At 69.1% G+C, this 15028-nt stretch carries 14 protein-coding genes and 3 riboswitches; of the genes, 2 read left to right on the top strand and 12 right to left on the bottom strand.

What is annotated here, in order from left to right:
• Positions 1 to 11 precede the first annotated feature (11 nt).
• Positions 12 to 230, bottom strand: coding sequence for a CbtB domain-containing protein (locus QM597_RS09280; RefSeq protein WP_415004598.1), 219 nt, complete (start codon positions 228 to 230; stop codon positions 12 to 14).
• Between the two features lie 37 nt (positions 231 to 267).
• Positions 268 to 422, bottom strand: a riboswitch (cobalamin riboswitch).
• A 112-nt stretch (positions 423 to 534) separates the two neighbouring features.
• Between QM597_RS09280 and QM597_RS09275 the strand changes: the two genes are divergently transcribed.
• Positions 535 to 1203: a (2Fe-2S)-binding protein gene (locus tag QM597_RS09275; RefSeq protein WP_415004597.1), complete on the top strand. Its 669-nt coding sequence runs from the start codon at positions 535 to 537 to the stop codon at positions 1201 to 1203.
• A gap of 142 nt (positions 1204 to 1345) precedes the next feature.
• Here QM597_RS09275 and QM597_RS09270 read toward each other — a convergent pair whose 3' ends face one another.
• From QM597_RS09270 to QM597_RS09245, 6 genes are read right to left on the bottom strand one after another with little or no spacing between them, the layout of a single operon-like run.
• Positions 1346 to 2284 carry a cobalamin biosynthesis protein gene (locus QM597_RS09270; protein WP_415004596.1) on the bottom strand — a complete coding sequence of 313 codons (939 nt, stop codon included), beginning with the start codon at positions 2282 to 2284 and terminating at the stop codon, positions 1346 to 1348.
• A 13-nt stretch (positions 2285 to 2297) separates the two neighbouring features.
• Positions 2298 to 3080: an adenosylcobinamide-GDP ribazoletransferase gene (locus tag QM597_RS09265; protein ID WP_415004595.1), complete on the bottom strand. Its 783-nt coding sequence runs from the start codon at positions 3078 to 3080 to the stop codon at positions 2298 to 2300.
• A gap of 13 nt (positions 3081 to 3093) precedes the next feature.
• Positions 3094 to 4134, bottom strand: coding sequence for a nicotinate-nucleotide--dimethylbenzimidazole phosphoribosyltransferase (gene cobT, locus QM597_RS09260; protein WP_415004594.1), 1041 nt, complete (start codon positions 4132 to 4134; stop codon positions 3094 to 3096).
• 12 nt (positions 4135 to 4146) lie between these two features.
• Positions 4147 to 6621, bottom strand: coding sequence for a cobyrinate a,c-diamide synthase (locus tag QM597_RS09255; protein WP_415004593.1), 2475 nt, complete (start codon positions 6619 to 6621; stop codon positions 4147 to 4149).
• Positions 6584 to 7198, bottom strand: a complete 615-nt coding sequence (gene cobO / locus QM597_RS09250; RefSeq protein ID WP_415004592.1) for a cob(I)yrinic acid a,c-diamide adenosyltransferase — start codon at positions 7196 to 7198, stop codon at positions 6584 to 6586. The genes QM597_RS09255 and cobO overlap by 38 nt, the downstream gene beginning before the upstream one ends.
• Positions 7198 to 9255 (bottom strand): VWA domain-containing protein, encoded by a 2058-nt coding sequence (locus QM597_RS09245; RefSeq protein WP_415004591.1) that lies wholly within the window; start codon positions 9253 to 9255, stop codon positions 7198 to 7200. The genes cobO and QM597_RS09245 overlap by 1 nt, the downstream gene beginning before the upstream one ends.
• A 41-nt stretch (positions 9256 to 9296) precedes the next feature.
• Positions 9297 to 9438, bottom strand: a riboswitch (cobalamin riboswitch).
• 49 nt (positions 9439 to 9487) lie between these two features.
• On the opposite strand from QM597_RS09245, the gene cbiE reads away from it, so the two are divergent.
• The gene (cbiE, locus tag QM597_RS09240; RefSeq protein ID WP_415004590.1) at positions 9488 to 10717 is read left to right on the top strand and encodes a precorrin-6y C5,15-methyltransferase (decarboxylating) subunit CbiE; all 1230 of its coding nucleotides are present in this window, start codon (positions 9488 to 9490) and stop codon (positions 10715 to 10717) included.
• On the opposite strand, the gene cobM is transcribed toward cbiE, so the two are convergent.
• The 5 genes from cobM to QM597_RS09215 form a co-directional block, all read right to left on the bottom strand.
• A complete protein-coding gene (gene cobM, locus QM597_RS09235; protein ID WP_415004589.1) occupies positions 10701 to 11459 on the bottom strand; it encodes a precorrin-4 C(11)-methyltransferase in 759 nt (252 codons plus the stop codon). The two genes, cbiE and cobM, sit on opposite strands and share 17 nt — an antisense overlap.
• On the bottom strand, positions 11456 to 12994 hold the full coding sequence (gene cobJ, locus QM597_RS09230; protein WP_415004588.1) for a precorrin-3B C(17)-methyltransferase: 1539 nt from the start codon (positions 12992 to 12994) through the stop codon (positions 11456 to 11458). The genes cobM and cobJ overlap by 4 nt, the downstream gene beginning before the upstream one ends.
• Positions 12991 to 13656, bottom strand: coding sequence for a precorrin-8X methylmutase (locus tag QM597_RS09225; protein WP_415004587.1), 666 nt, complete (start codon positions 13654 to 13656; stop codon positions 12991 to 12993). The genes cobJ and QM597_RS09225 overlap by 4 nt, the downstream gene beginning before the upstream one ends.
• Positions 13649 to 14500, bottom strand: a complete 852-nt coding sequence (locus QM597_RS09220) for a nitrite reductase (protein ID WP_415004586.1) — start codon at positions 14498 to 14500, stop codon at positions 13649 to 13651. Before QM597_RS09220 ends, QM597_RS09225 begins: the two co-directional genes overlap by 8 nt.
• Before the next feature lie 52 nt (positions 14501 to 14552).
• Positions 14553 to 14732, bottom strand: a riboswitch (cobalamin riboswitch).
• A partial coding sequence (locus QM597_RS09215; protein WP_415004585.1) for a hypothetical protein occupies positions 14727 to 15028 on the bottom strand: 302 nt, incomplete at its 5' end. (Overlaps the previous riboswitch by 6 nt.)

The raw sequence follows: 15028 nt of genomic DNA, 5'->3' as shown, positions 1-15028 counted from the left end.
CGTCGCCCCTCTCAGTGGCAGGGGTAGCCGAGAAGGTGACGACCGTCGTGGACCCACTCGTGGATCGCGTTGCCCGACGGGATCGAGATGGCACCCTGGTCGGCGCTCACGAAGAAGATCACCAGCACCGCGAGCAGGCTGAAGAACAGCGTCCACGGAGCGAACTCGCGGACCGGGATGGTGGGAAGGGAAACGTCGCCGGAAACCGGCAACTCAGCAGACTGCGACATATGTCCTCCTTCGGGGGTGCGTGCGCCCCCGGTTGATGGGTTTGAACAGGCATTCGGGTCTGGCTCCACCACCAGCCGCTCGCGCGAAGGGGTGTCACAGTAGCGCGACTGCGCCGGACTCTCACCGGCTTCCTTATACCTGCTTGCCCCGACTCTAGCGGACTCCACGCCCCCGAAGTGCCACGCCTGGCGGTGATGCGGGTGCGAGTGCCTCCACTGCAACAGGCTGTGGGAATGTCGTCATGCTCGAACAGGCGTATGGTGTGCTGCGGCCCGGTCGGCGGGCCTTCTCTACGAGGCACCGATGACTGAAACGACAGAGCGGCTCTCAACGCTCGGGCCGTTCTTCGCTCTTTCCGACGCGATGAGAGCGGGCACATGGTGCCCACTGCGTGAATTGCGGGATACCCCGGTCCTCGACGACCGCGTCGACTATGCCGTCCGATTCTTGAGCGAACGTGCGGGTGCTCCGGTCGAGCGGCGGATTGCCGCCTCCACCATGTCATTCGCGCTGTTCGCTCGCCTCTTGTCGCCTCTCATGGGGGCGGCGGCTCTCGGATACCGGCTGCCCGCATTGGACTGGGACTCGACTCTCTGGCAACCGGTCAACACCGGACCCTGGCCGCTTGCCCTGACCGGCCCGGAAACCGAGCCTTCGCCCGAGGCAGGGTTGCACGAGGTCGTTCTCCCTCTGGCCGAGGTCCTGTCGAGGCGGTATTCGCTTTCCCTCCACGTGCTCACCGGCAACATCACCTCTGCGGTCTTCAGCGCCGCTCGCCTGATCGGTCGCGCTCGGCCCGGGTTCGCCCGAGACGCTCTCGACCTGGCGATGGCCCTGTTGGACGGCCCCTTGGCGGGCGCGGGCACCCTCATCTCGCCGGTTGACGTGGAGTTCGTCCGCAACTCGTGCTGCCTCTATTACCGCGTGCCCGGTGCCGACTACTGCGGCGAGTGCATCCTTCAGCCGCGCTGAGGGATGGTGCAGAGATGCGGAACCAGTCATTGAGGTGCGGAGCGAGGAACGAGCGTAGCCTCGAAATGACCCACGCCGCAGGCTTCGCCCTTCGAGGCTCCGGCCGCAAGCGGCCTACGCACCTCAGGGACCGGGTTCTTGCCTACCCCGGTATTGGACCCCGAGCCAGGCCTACCGCGATGGCGGCGGCACACGCTGCGGCACCGATGCCCACTCGCCGCGCCAGGGCGGTGGCAACAGGGATGTCGGCCGGCTGTGCCGCCCTGCCGTCGCCCATGACAGCCCGGTGCTCGATACGGTCGCCGTAGTAGCGGTTCGTCCCACCGAGGCGGACTCCCATCACACCTGCGAATGCGGCTTCGATAACTCCTGCATTCGGACTCGGATGCAGGCGCGCGTCGCGCCGCCAGACCCGCCACCCGCCCCCGGCAGCGCGCGGTGCCGAGACCAACGTGAGCAACGCTGCCAATCGCGCGCCGGGAAGGTTGAGCAGGTCGTCGAATCGAGCCGATGCCCAACCGAAGTTTTCGTACCGTGCGTTGTGATGCCCCACCATCGCATCCAGAGTGTTGGCGGCCCGGTATCCCAGCAAGCCCGGAACTCCCAGAAGCGCCCCCCAGACGAAAGGAGCAACCACGGCGTCCGAGGTGTTCTCGGCCACCGATTCCACGACGGCGCGCGATATTTCGGAAGCGTCCAATGAGTCGGTATCGCGGCCCACCAAACGCTTGACCTGCGTTCTGGCGCGCGGAAGGTCCCCTGCGTCGAGGTAGCGATGCACGGCGAGGGCTTCGCGTTCGAGTGTTCTCCCCCCCAAGACGATCCAGGTCGCCGTGGCGGTCAGGAGGGTACGAGCGACGCCCCTCGGGGCGGATCGCTCGGCAGCAAGGCCGACGACGAAGACGGCACCGACGAGTCCGGCCGTATGCGCCACGCCCCTGAGCCGAGAGTCACGGTAGATCAGGTTTTCGATCCGCTGGCTCCCCTGCCCGAATCCGGCCACGGGGTGAAAGCGGGCCGGGTCCCCGAGCAGGCGATCAACCGCATACCCGAGCAGGATTCCTGCGGCCCGGCTCGTCATCACAGGACCGCCCTCATGCGAAAACCCCACTCGATAAGACGATGAGGATCGACGCCAACGCGAGTTCGATACAGGCACCGAAAACGTCCCCCGTGACGCCCCCGAAACGGCCGGTGGCGTGGCGCACGACGACGACCGTCACCAGCACGGCCGCCACCGCCGCAGCCAAGCCCAGTCGCCCATCGGCTCCGGCCCACCCGCCGACGGCGGCGAGCAGCGCCGTGATGAGCACCCACAAGGCCATCGCAGCCCCCGGCGCAACACTTTGGGTAAAGGCCGAACCCAAACCATCTTGACGGGCCGGCTGAACGCGCCGGGCGCAGCAGATCACCAGCACGCCGCGCGAGGCGCACACCGCTACGCCAGCGAGAATCGCCGCGCGCCACCAGATGAGCAGGCCGAAGATCGACGCCAACGCTGACACTTGAAGCGCGAGAACGACGACGACGGCCACGACGCCTGCGGGTCCAGAACTCCCCGACTTCATCACCGCAAGTGATCGCTCCTTGTCGTAGGAAGCCGTCAGTCCATCGGTCACATCGGCCAGTCCGTCGAGGTGAAGGACGCGAGTGCCCAGAGCCAGGCAGGCGACACAGAGCACCGCCGTAACGAGGGCCGACAGACCCAGTACATGACCCGCCATCGCCACAGTGGCGACCGCCGCCCCCAGCGGCACCACCGCGAGCGGGGCCAGCAGCATCGCGGCCCCCGCCCGCCGCCGGTCAACGACGGCGGGAGCGGCCACGGGCACGGTCGTCAGCGTGCCCACGGCCAGCCGCCAGGCATCGGTCAACATCGCGGCGAGGAGCTCAGATTTCCAGCTCTTCGAGGAGTGCCACATCGCGCAACACGGCGATGGCGCTACGCACCACCGGGACCGCAGCGACAGCACCGGAACCCTCCCCGAGCCGCAGCGACAGGTCGAGGAGCGGCTCCAGGCCGAGCTTCGACAAGGCGAGGGACTGCGCGGGTTCGGTGGAACGATGGCCGGCGGCGAACCAGGCGGCCGCACCCGGCTCGATTCGATCAGCGGTGAGCGCGCAGGCCACGCTCATCAACCCGTCGAGGAGGACGGGCACGCCGTCTTGGGCGGCCGCCAGCAGGTAGCCGGTTGTTGCCGCGAGGTCCGCGCTACCCAACGCGGCCAGCGTCTCAATCGGGTCCTCACGCCGGCTCCCCGCCCGGTCGAGGGCCGCCTGAATCACGTCGATCTTGTGGCTCAGCGTCTCGTCGGTGATACCGGTCCCTCGCCCGGCGACCTCGCTCGCGGGCAGGCCGAGACCTGCGGCCACCAGGGCAGCCGCAGGGGTGGTGTTGCCGATGCCCATATCGCCGCTGATGAGCAGTTGCGCCCCAGCCTCGATCTCTTGGCGGGCGATGCCTGCTCCGGCCTCGATGGCCGCGTGGGCCTCGTCTCGGGTCAGCGCATCCTCACGGTGGATCGCACCGCTTCCCCGCCTAATCTTGACGGCAGTCAGCGCGGCTCGGACGTCCTCAGGGAGGTCGGCGAAGTCCTCATCGACGCCGATGTCGAGCACTCGAACGCTGACCCCGTGCGCCGCTGCCAGCGCGCTGACACCGGCCTTGCCCGCGAGGAAGGTTCGGACCATCGCCCCGGTGATGGCCGGAGGGAAGGCAGAGACGCCGTGGGCCGCGACACCGTGGTCACCGGCGAAGATGACGAGTCGAATGTTCTCGATGGGGCGAGGGGGAACCTGACCTTGGCACGCCGCGAGCCACACGCCCAACTCGCCCAGCCGGCCGAGGGCATTCGGCGGGGTCGCGAGCGCCGCGAGACGCTGGGCGGCCTGTTCACGGGCGGTAGCAGACGGCTCTGAAACTCGTGGCACGAAAAACTCCTGTCAGTGGGCGAGCGTCAGCGCCCGCACACGGTCGATTATGGCGAAGAGTTGGGCGGTCTTTTCCGGCGGTCTGGCCGCGATGCGGACCCAGGTGTCGTCGAGGCCGGGGAAGGTGTCGGCACGGCGCACGGCAACGCCGTGCTCGCGCAACGCGGCATGGGCACCCGTGCCCAGCCGAGCGAGGACGAACGAGGCCGACGACGGGACCACCTCGTAGCCTCGTCCGCGCAGGCCTGCTTCGAGGAACCCGCGCCACCTGGCCAGCGTGGCGGCCCGCTCCCGTGATTCGAGGGCGGCGTCCTGTGTACAGCAGGCGATGACGGCCGCAATGGCTGGCGTGGAGACCGACCAGGGCGTCTGCTGCGCGGCCATGCGCTGCACGACCGAGGGGTGTCCGACGGCATAGCCGGCCCGAATGCCGGGGATGGACCAGTGCTTCGTCAGGCTACGGAGCACCACGAGGTCGCGGAGTCGTTTCCCTACGAGCGTTTCGGTCTCGCCAGGCACGGCGTCCATGAAGGCTTCGTCGACGACGAGGAGTCGTCCCTCGCGCCGGAGCTTCACGATGGCCGAGGCCTGGTGGAGCACCCCCGTCGGGTTGGTCGGGTTGCCGATGATGACGAGGTCCGCGTCATCGGGAACGGCGTCCGGATCGAGCGCGAATCCGTTCTCCGGCTCGCACAGGACGGAGGTGACCGTGTGGCCGGCGTGCTCCAGCGCCGCGTGGGGTTCGGTGAACTGAGGATGGATCACCACGGGCTTACGCCAGGGCCGTAGTCGTGCCATGAGCGCGAAGGCTTCGGCGGCACCGGCGGTGGGCAGGACGTCTTCGGTCTTCCGGCCGTGCCGTTGCGCAATGGCAGCGGCCGCGACGGAGGCGTCGGGGTAGGCACCAGAGTCGGACAGCGAGTTCTGGAGCGCCATGTCGAGCCATACCGGACGCGGACCGTCGTAGACGTTGACGGCGAAGTCGAGCAGGCCCTCACCCGTCTCGGCGTCACCGTGATGCCGCAACGGGTCACCGACGGGGCCGGCGGGCCGGGCAACCAGGTGACCGAGGTCACCGACGAGCGGCCCGCTTCGGTGGGCGGGCGCCTGGTGGACGGCGTCCGCGAAGCGCTGCGCGAGATGGGGATATCCAGCCCAGTGGACGTGAAGATAGGAGGCGTGCCAGGTCGGGCTGGCGAAGCCGGTCGCAACGCCGTCGATGAGCCAAGCGCCGTTGTCTCCGCAGGCCGGCACGGTCTGGGTTCGGTGGAACTCGTGGCCGGTGACCTCCTCGCCCGCGCGGGTGAGGAGCGAGTCACCGGCTGCCGTGGCGACCGGATAGCGCAGCGTGAGGCGCTCGCTCATCGCGGCAGCAGCGGCCACCGCCCCGACCATCGGCGCGCCGTCCAGGGACTGCGCCAGGTACAGCAGGCCCGCGCACTCGGCCACCGTAGGAATGCCCGCATCGAGCGCAGCGCGAAGGTCGTCGATCAGCGCTCGATTGGCTGCCAGTTCGGATGCGTAGACCTCGGGGAAGCCGCCACCGAGGTAAATACCTCGGGTGCCTTCAGGCAGGCAAGAGTCCGCCAAGGGGTCGAAGTCGACCACCTCGCAGCCGGCCGCACGGAGCAACTCCTCAGTCTCGGCATAGCGGAAGGTGAAGGCTCGACCACCGGCCACAGCGACGACAGGGCGGCCTGGGCTTGACGCCCGAACCTCGTCGGCGGGGTTCCAGGCGGGGCCGTCCAGCGCCGGTGCGCTGTGCGCGATGTCGAGAATGGCCTTCAGATCGAGATGTTTGGTGATCTGTTCACCGAGCCGGCGGAGCATGGCGACCGATCCGTCGCGTTCTGCCGCAGGCACCAGCCCGAGGTGCCGAGAGGGCGTGGCAAGGTCGTCGTCGCGCGGCAGCAGACCCAGAACAGGCAGGCCCGCCTTCTCCATCGCGGCCACGATCTCGGCGTCGTTGCGGGCCGAACCCGTACGGTTGAGGACCACCCCGGCGATGTCCAGGCTCTCGTCGAAGGACACCATGCCCGCAGCGATGGCCGCCGCCGTCCGTGACATCCGGGAGACGTCGAGCACGAGCACCACCGGCGTTCGCGTCACCGTCGCCAGGTGCGCCGTCGAGGCGAAGCCGCCGGTACCCAATCGGCCGTCGTAGAGTCCCATCACCCCTTCGATGACAGCGACATCGCCGCCCCGCGCCCCGTGCAGGAGCAGCGGGACGATGCGGTCCTCGCCGACCAGGTGAGGGTCCAGGTTGCGTCCGGGCCGACCGGTGGCCAGGGCGTGATAGCCGGGGTCGATGTAGTCGGGTCCGACCTTGTGACCGCTCACCTCGTGACCCGCCAGGCGAAGGGCCGACATCAGCCCCGTGGCAATCGTGGTCTTGCCCTGTCCGGTGGACGGGGCCGCGATGAGCACTCGCGGGAGGGCTACCACTGGCTCACCACTCGATGCCTTTCTGGCCCTTCTGGCCGGCATCCATCGGATGCTTGACCTTGGTCATCTCGGTGACCAGATCGGCGATCTCGATGAGCCGGGGATCGGCGTTGCGGCCGGTAATCACGACATGCTGGTAGCCGGGGCGGCTGGCGAGCGTACTGACAACATCGTCGATATCGACCCACCCCCACGCGATCACATAGGTGAACTCGTCGAGGACGAGAAGATCGTAGGTCTCATCGGCCAGTCGCCGCTTGATCTCTTCCCAGCCTTCGCGCGCCGCCCCCTCGTGGTCTGCGGCGTCGCCCTGCTTGCGACTCCAGGACCAGCCCGAACCCATCTTATGCCACTCGACCGGGCCACCCTCCCCCGTCTCGCGGTGGAGCTGGCCGAGCCGTTCCAAGACGGTCTGCTCGCCGACCCGCCACTTGGCCGACTTCACGAACTGGAACACACCGATCTTCCATCCTTGGTTCCAGCCGCGAAGCGCGAGACCGAAGGCGGCCGTCGACTTGCCCTTACCCTCGCCGGTATGGACCACGAGCAGCGGCCGGTTGCGACGCTGCCTGGTCGTCAGGCCGTCGTTGGGGATGACGGCAGGCTGTCCTTGGGGCATCAGGCGGCTCCGTTCAGGTTCTGAGTGTGTCGTCGTACCGATCCGGTGAGAGCCTCGGCATCGACCTGATCGACGGGCAGGTGCTCGGCCATCAGATGAGTAGCCAGCGTGCGGGCCAGGCCGAGGCGAAGAGGCCCGCTCTCTCCGTCGACGACGACGGTGGTGACGCCGAGCGCGGCCAGGTGGTCAGCAGCGGTGCGGGAGCGAGCGACGGCATCCGGCCCGCCGGTGGCTCGGCCGTCGGTGACGACCACGAGCAGGGGGCGCAGGCGAGGGTCGCGGAGGCGTTCACGCTGGAGCACACGGGTCGCTTCGAGGAGGCCCTCGGCCAGTGGGGTCCGGCCGCCCGCAGGCATCGCGTCCAGTCGCGCGGCCGCGATCTCGACGCTGTGCGTGGGCGGAAGCACCAGCTCGGCACCGTGGCCTCGGAAGGCGATCAGTCCGACCTTGTCGCGCCGGCGATAGGCGTCCATCAGGAGTGAGAGCACCGCCGTCTTGACCTGCATCATGCGCTTGCGCGCGGCCATCGAGCCGGAGGCGTCGACGCAGAAGAGGACCAGATTGGCCTCGCGTCCCTCCCGCTGGGCGATGCGCAGGTCTTCGCCTCGGACGTCGACCCGCTCACCTGGCCTGCGGCGGCCTCGTGCCGGCTGCTTTGCCGCGGCGGCCTTCAGGGTCTCGACCAGGTGCAGCGATCCGGAGTCTCCGGGGACCGCGCCGACGCGACGGCCGCTGGTGGCGATGGCGCGGCTGCGTCGCCCTGCTGCGCCTTCGCCGATCCCTCGCACGCTGAGCAGTTTGGGCCGAAACGGCGTCCCCGCAGAGACCACCGACTCGGCTCCCTGGGATGCAGGCGAGTCGGCTCCCTCCGGGGTTGGCGGCGCGTCGTTGCCGGGCAACTCTCCGGCCTCGCTGTCGGTCGGCTCGGAGGGCTGGTCCCCGCCGTCGAGGTCTGATCCTTGCGCCGAGGGGCCGGTGGGTTCGTCAGGATTCCCCTCCGGCGGTTCGGGCGGCAACTCCTCGTCGCCGAGGATCTGATCGAGCAACGCCTCGTCGAGGCCGGGAGCGTCGAAGGGGTTGCGCCGCCGACGGTGCGGAAGCGCCAGCAGCGCGGCGCGGCGGATGTCGGCCTTGGTGACCTCGTCCCGCTCATTCCAGGCCGCATGGGCGACGGCGGCGCGGGCCGTCACGATGTCGGCCCGCAGCCCGTCCACCTCGAAAGCAGCGCAGACCTCGGCGATCTTGAGCAAGGCAGGCCCGGTGAGCCTGACCTCGGCGAGCTGCTGCCGTGCCGACTCGATCCGCTCGGTGAGAGCCCGGTCGGCCGCGAGGTACTTGGCGACGAACGCCGTGGGGTTCTCGTCGTAGGCGATCCGGCGGCGCACCACCTCGGCCCGCAGCGCGGGGTCGCGGGGGGCGGCAACCTCCACCGTCAAGCCGAATCGGTCGAGAAGCTGCGGCCGCAACTCGCCTTCCTCGGGGTTCATCGTGCCGATCAGCACGAAGCGCGCCGCGTGCTCCACCGAGACGCCGTCACGCTCGATGGTGGCCCGTCCCATCGCGGACGCATCCAAAAGGAGGTCGACGAGGTGGTCGTGGAGCAGGTTGACCTCATCGACGTAGAGGATTCCGCGATGCGCCCTGGCCAGCAGGCCAGGCTCGTACTCGACCTTTCCTTCGGCAAGCGCCCGCTCCAGGTGCAGAGAGCCGAGAACCCGGTCCTCCGTCGCCCCGACGGGCAACTCGACCAGGCGGACGGGCCTGCGGAGGGTCTCGGCATCGGCGTCGAAGGGACCATCGGGCGAGGACGTCGACGGATCGGCCGGGTCGATGGAGAAGCGGTCGGCTGCATACACCTCGATGGGCGGCAGGACGTCCGCCAGCGCCCGCACGGTCGTGGACTTGGCCGTCCCCTTCTCGCCACGGATGAGGACGCCGCCGATCTCCGGCACGATGGTCGTCAAGATGAGGGCAAGCCCCATGTCGTCCAGTCCCGCACCGCCGGATGCCGTGGTGTCGCATCCGAGGACGGCTGAAAAGGGGTACTGCACCGGCATCTGAGGCTCCCGCTCATGCGCGAAGTGGCACGAGGCCACGGGTCAGGGTCAAGACATGAGGCCGGTCTTCGGACTTGTCAGGTCCCCCAGTCGGGGGCCGGATTCACCGCAGCGGGCCTGTGCCGGGGTCTCACCGGCTTCCCAGATTCTCCTCGTCGGCCTGCCTCACCGGTTCCGATGCCTGGGCCTCCGAGGCACCTCGTGCCTGCCGCTCACGATAGCGTGAGCACTCGTGCCGGACCAGAATCGCCCCGTCGTCTCGCCTCCTCGCGTCACAGTGCTGGGTGTGACGGCGCGCGGCTGGCAGGACCTTCCCGCACATCTGCGCCACCTCGTCATAGGGGCGGACGCGGTGTTGGGCGGCCGGCGCCACCTCGATTCGCTCCCCGAGGCGGCCGGACAGCGCCGCGTCGTGTGGCCGACGCCGCTACGCGAGCGGCTGCCGGGCCTGCTGACCGACCTGGGTGACGTCTCGGTCGTAGCGCTCGCTTCCGGTGACCCGCTCGTGTCGGGGATCGGCTCGACTCTCGTCGAGTTGCTGGGGACCGAGAACGTCGACATCATCCCCGCGATCTCATCACTCGCGCTGGCCCGTGCCGAGCTGGGCTGGTCGGCCGAGTCCTGTGCCGTGGTGAGCCTGGTAGGCCGAAGTCCTGCACTGGTTCTCCGGGAACTCGCCCCCGGCCGGCGTGTGCTGTTGCTGTCATCCGATGAGAACACCCCGCAGCAGGTGGCCGACCTGCTCACACAGGCCGGGTACGGCGCGAGTCGCCTGTACGTGTTGGGCAATCTCGGCACCGACGACATGGCGCGTATCGAAGGCACCGCCGCAGCGTGGTCGCATACCGTTCCGCGCCTCAACATCATCGCCGCCGAACTGGCGGGGCCGCGCCTCGGCGGCTGGGTGGCCGGCCTGCCCGACAGCGCCTACGAGCACGACGGCCAACTCACCAAACGCGATCTTCGGGCCTCGGCGCTGGCGCGGCTGGCTCCCGCCCCCGGCGAGCATCTCTGGGATGTCGGCGCGGGCGCGGGGTCGATCGGCATCGAGTGGATGCGAGCGCACCCGACCTGTTCGGCCACGGCCGTCGAGGCCGACCCCGAGCGCGCCGCGCGCATCGTCCGCAATGCCGCGACGCTGGGGGTGCCTGGGCTGCGCGTGGTGACGGGTGCCGCCCCTGAAGCCCTCCGCGACCTCCCGCCGCCGTCGGCGATCTTCGTCGGCGGCGGGGCGACCGCTCCGGGCGTCATGGATCGCTGCCTGGAAGCGCTCCCGATGGCAGGCCGCTTGGTCGTCCACGGTGTCACGTTCGAGACCGAACGGCTTCTCGCCGACCTCCACAGCGAGCACGGTGGAGAGTTGACGCGAATCGCCGTCGAGAGCGCCGCGCCCATCGGCTCGTATACCGGGTGGAAGCCCTCACGAACCGTGACCCAGTGGGCCTTTACCCGCGACGCTTGACGGAACGATCTCGGCCCGTGTCGTACAGGTACGACTCGCCGCCCGTCGTCGGGTCCAAAGCACGGCCGACGAGAATCACTGCGGCTTGCCTGAGGTCCGCGCTTTCTACGGCATCGGCGATGCTCCCTAGCGTGCCGCGCAGCACCTGTTCGTCCGGTTGACTCGCTCGATAGACGACCACCACCGGGCAGTCGGTGCCGTAGTAGGGCGCGATCTGGGCCATCAGGTCGCGGATCCTGGTGATCGCGAGGTGCAGGACCAGTGTCGATCTGGTGGCGGCAAAGGCGGCCAGCGATTCGGTCTCGGGCATCGCCGTCGAGCGCGCCTGGGTGCGGGTCAAGACGACGGACTGGCTTATCAGCGGGACGGTGAGTTCCCGGCCGACAATCGCCGCAGCGGCCGCGTAGGCAGGAACGCCGGGGGTCACGTCCCACGGCACGTCGGCCGCGTCCAGACGGCGCGTCTGCTCGGCAAGGGCCGAGTAGACGGACAGATCACCGGAGGCTAGACGTACGACCTCTTTGCCTGCGCGATGAGCGTCGATGAGGCGTGCGGTGATCGCGTCGAGGTCGAGATGCTGGGTGTCGACCAACTCCGCAGACCGGCTGACGTGCGAGAGCACCTCCGGGTCGAGATAGGTGCCGGGGTACAGCACCACGTCGGCACCGGCCAGCAGTCGCGTGGCGCGCACGGTGAGCAGGTCCGCCGCTCCCGGCCCCGCGCCGACGAAGTGAACGGTCATCCGGGCTGTTCCTCACGGTCTGCCTCGTCCACGAACCGAGGCGTCCACACTCCGGCTCGGCTCACCCTGGTCGAGGATGCGCCGACGATGAGGAGGCACTTCATGTCGATGGCCGACGGGTCGAGATCGCCCAGCGTCGTCACCGTGAGCGACTCCTCGGCACGCCCGATGTCGCGGCCGACGATCACCACGGTGTCGGGTTTGCGGTGCTCCAGCAGCACCCGCCGGGCCACCGCCACCTGCTCGGTTCGTGACCGGGAGGCGGGGTTGTAGATCGCCAGAACGAGATCGGCGGTGGCCACGGCCTTCAGGCGTCGCTCGACCACCTCCCACGGCTTGAGCCGGTCCGAGAGAGACAGGACGGCGAAGTCGGCACCGATGGGGGCGCCCGCGCGCGCGGCAACAGCCTGGACCGCACTGACCCCCGGCAGGACCCGGATCGTCACGTCGGCGAAGGACGGGTCTTCTGCGGCCTCGAAGACAGCGGCAGCCATGCCGAACACGCCCGCATCGCCGCCGGACACGACGGCCACCCGCTCGCCTGATGCGGCCAGATGAAGCGCGTGCCGGGCACGGTCGATCTCGACGGTGTTACCCGAGGCGTGGCGGGTCAGCCCGGCGCGCTGGGGAACCCTCGCGACGTAGGGGGCATAGCCGACCACGTGCTCCACCTGGGCCAGCGCGCCCGCGACCTCGGGCGTGAGCCAGTCCTGCGGCCCTGGCCCGAGACCGACCACCAGCAACTCCGCTGAGGGCCTCGCCGGACGAACCTCGACCGGCTCGACGCCGGAGCGCAATCGGGTCGCCGTCGGGCGATGCGCGGAGTCGCCCGGGACGACGATGAGCGAGAAATACGGCACCGAGGCCGGATCAACGTCGCGCACCGGCAACCATCGCTCGTCCTGCTGGGAAGCCCGTTCGACGTACCACGCGCCGTCGAGGCGACCGGCCTGCTCCAACGCCGAGCGAACGGCCGCGAAGGTGCGACCGAGCTTCATAATGACGGCACCGTCGGTGTCGGCCAGTCGCCGGGCCATCTCGGGTTCCGGCAAGGTTCCGGGCAGGACGGTAAGGACGTCGTTCTGGCGGACGAGCGGCGTGGAGATGGCGGCCGTGGCGGCGGAGAAGGCCGGTACGCCCGGAATCACCGTCGTCGTGTACGTATCCTTGAACCGGTCGTGAAGGTACATCGAGGAGCCGTAGAAAAGCGGGTCGCCCTCCGCGAGCAGAACGACATGCCGACCCGCTTCGAGATGCATCGAGAGCCGTCGGGCGCAGGATTCGTAGAACTCGGCCAGCGCGCCGACGTAGCCGCCCGGATGGTCGGTGGTTCCGGTGGTGACCGGGTAGCGAAGTTCTTCTTCGACAGCGTTCGCGGGCACGAACTCGGCGGCGATACGGCGCGCGTGCGACTGCTTCTTCACCCCGGCGTGGTAGGCGACTACCGCTGCCTCGCCGATGACTCGCGCGGCCTTGATCGTGAGGAGTTCGGGGTCGCCCGGCCCCACTCCGACCACGGTGAAACGCCCGGTCACTCTTGTTCCTGAGCCAGCGCGTTGAGGGCCGAGGAGGTCATCGCCGAACCGCCCCGGCGTCCGCGCACCGCGACGTAGGGGATGTCGATGCCGTGGTCGGCGTGGAAGTCGACGAGCGCTTGCTTGGACTCGGCGGCTCCGATGAATCCCACGGGACAGCCGATGATCGCCGCCGGCCTCGGCGAGCCGTCGAGGATCATCTCGAGCAGGTGGAACAGTGCGGTGGGCGCATTGCCGATGGCGACGACGGCACCGTCCAGGTGAGGTTCCCAGAGCGAGACGGCCGCTGCCGTGCGGGTGGTCGCCCATGCCTCCGCAAGTGCGGGGACACGGGCGTCGTTGAGGAAACAGAGGACGTCGTTGTCCTTGGGCAGCCGGCTGCGAGTCACCCCGGTGGCCACCATCGTGGCGTCGCAGAGGATCGGAGCGCCCGCTTCCAAGGCCTCACGGGAGGCCGAGACGAGTTGCGGATGCACACTGAGGTCGGCGGCGAGATCCACTTGACCGCTGCCGTGAATCATGCGCACGGCGAGTTTCTCCGCACCGGCCGGCAAGCCCGCGAGATCGGCCTCGCGGCGGATGGTGGCAAAGGAGTCGACATAGATCGCAGGGCCGCGGTCGACGTACTCGTAACGCCGGGGCGGGCGACTCAACTCAGGCATGACTTCCTGCTTTCGGGATAAGCACGCCGCGCCAGGGCGTGATGATGAGTTCGTTCGACCCTGCCGCCAACGATGCCACGACGTCTCGGTCGATTCCCGCCTCCGGTGTGGCGACGTGACGCCCCCCCGGCACCTCGCCGAACGGCAACGGCTCGGCGCGCGGCGGAATGCGGGGGTCGGCGTCGAGCGGCTCGGCTAGCGGTTCGGCCAGTTCGTTGACATGCCACGCCGCGCTGTCGCCTGCGCCTCTGGCTCGCAGGAAGGCCGAGGCGAGGTCCGCCAGCCGGCCAGCGGCCGCGCCGAGCGGGACTGTCTCGCCCCAGCCTTCGCCGATTCGCAGCTGGCCGATCTGCTCGTCGAGGGCGACCAGGCCGAGGTCACAGGAACGGTGGGCCACGTCGCCGCGACCGTCGTCGAGCACGAACAGAAAGCGGCCCGGCAGCGTCCCCAGCGCAGGGTCGGCGCACAGCAGTCGGTCCAGTTCGTCCGCAACGTCTCGAAGGTCCGCCTTCCCGCCGGCAAGGCCGCTTTGCGGGGACAGCATCACGTTGCGTACCAGTTCGTGCGTCCGGGTCGGCAGCAGGCCGGTGTGCTCCAGGGCGCTCAGCGCCGCCTCGTCGAGCAGGCCGTCACGACCTGGAAACCCCCGGACCTGGAGATTGGCTCGCGAGGTGACATGAACCCTCCCGTCGCCGAATCGCTCCGCAACCTCGATCAGGCGACGTAGGCGGGACACCTGGACGCGCCCGCCGATGAGCCGGAGCCGCACCAGCATCCCGTCGCCCGCAGGCCAGGGCCGCAGAGCACCGGGGCACCGGTCCTGCCGATCACGGATGACTGTCACTGCGAGGCCTTCGAGGTCGTGAATCCGTGCGCGGGATTCATGGTGACTGGCGGCGGCTGCCGCGAGGACCAGTGGGTCTTCGGACTCGGGGTCATCCGGTACGAGGCACCTTCCCAGTGGCTGCGCTAAGGCTTGTCTCGCCCGCCGCCCACGCCGTTGGGCGTCAGTCCCGGATGTGCACCGGGTTCCCCGACTCCACGTGTGGAGTCCGACTGGCTTCCTCAGACTACTGCGCTGCCCCGATAGCAACGCCATCCGGCCCTGACTGCCCTGCGACATCAATCTCGGTGGCGAGTTCGTGGAAGGCCTTGGCGAGGGCGAGGATCAGGGTGGGGCGGCCGGGGGCGTCGGACCAGAAGTAGTCGGCTATCAGTTTGTGGGCGTTCTGGTTGTCGGCGACGGCGTCGACCACGGCTTCGTCGAAGTCGGGGCTCTCGGCGAACTGCTTCACCGAGTTCACGCGGGCCTGTTGGACGAGTCCGTCGTTCTCCAGCATCCGGTCGATCAGCGCGCGGACGAACGATTCGG

Source organism: Aeromicrobium sp. (assembly GCF_047607065.1).
In the GTDB taxonomy this organism is placed as follows: Bacteria; Actinomycetota; Actinomycetes; order Propionibacteriales; family Nocardioidaceae; genus Aeromicrobium.
The sequence above is the reverse complement of the archived record's forward strand: the minus strand, read 5'-3'. Positions and strand labels throughout refer to the sequence as shown.